The sequence below is a fragment of the Mixta mediterraneensis genome (assembly GCF_030283135.1).
In the GTDB taxonomy this organism is placed as follows: domain Bacteria; phylum Pseudomonadota; class Gammaproteobacteria; order Enterobacterales; family Enterobacteriaceae; genus Pantoea; species Pantoea mediterraneensis.
In genome coordinates, this window is the sequence record NZ_JASUAZ010000150.1 from 1 (window position 1) to 580 (window position 580).

Annotated in this window: 1 protein-coding gene; it reads left to right on the forward strand. The window is 44.7% G+C overall.

What is annotated here, in order from left to right:
* Nucleotides 1-214 precede the first annotated feature (214 nt).
* A complete protein-coding gene (locus tag QRY16_RS22005; protein WP_289778067.1) occupies nucleotides 215-412 on the forward strand; it encodes a hypothetical protein in 198 nt (65 codons plus the stop codon).
* The last annotated feature ends 168 nt before the right edge of the window (nucleotides 413-580 follow it).

Consider the following 580-nt stretch of genomic DNA (forward strand, 5'->3'; position numbering starts at 1 on the left):
GAGGAGGAGGATGGAACGCGATTTCCAAAAAATGGATTACTCGGTTCATTCTCATCCTCATTATCCAATGCATTGGCCTTATGTCGAAGATCATCGTCATGAGCATTAACTGGACCACGACCACGTACTGCTTGACCATGGACTGATGGCAATGCTAAATTGGTACTAGTAATCCTTCTACTGCTTACATCAATCGTTCTGGTTGGTAACGGTATTGGGCTACTATGTTTCGGTTTTGATCGTCGACTACCCGAATTCGGTTTTACACGACGAAATGATTGTCTTTGTGGTGATGATGGTGGTGGCGGAGGTGGTGGTGGTGGTGGTGCATCGTGAATCAACGATGGAAATGATGACATTGGTTGAGCAAACGTTTGTGGTTGTACCAATGGTTTCGGTTGACCATGGTTAAATCCTGCAATTCGTTGAAAATTATTTATCGGCGATTCATTAAATGTAAATTGATTAGATGGCGGTAATAATGGTGGCGGCGTTGGTATCGGTTGCCGTTGAGCCGATGATGTTGGCTTGTTGAGACGAATTCGTTGAAACGATGGTTTCGAATGTGACGAACCGCGTG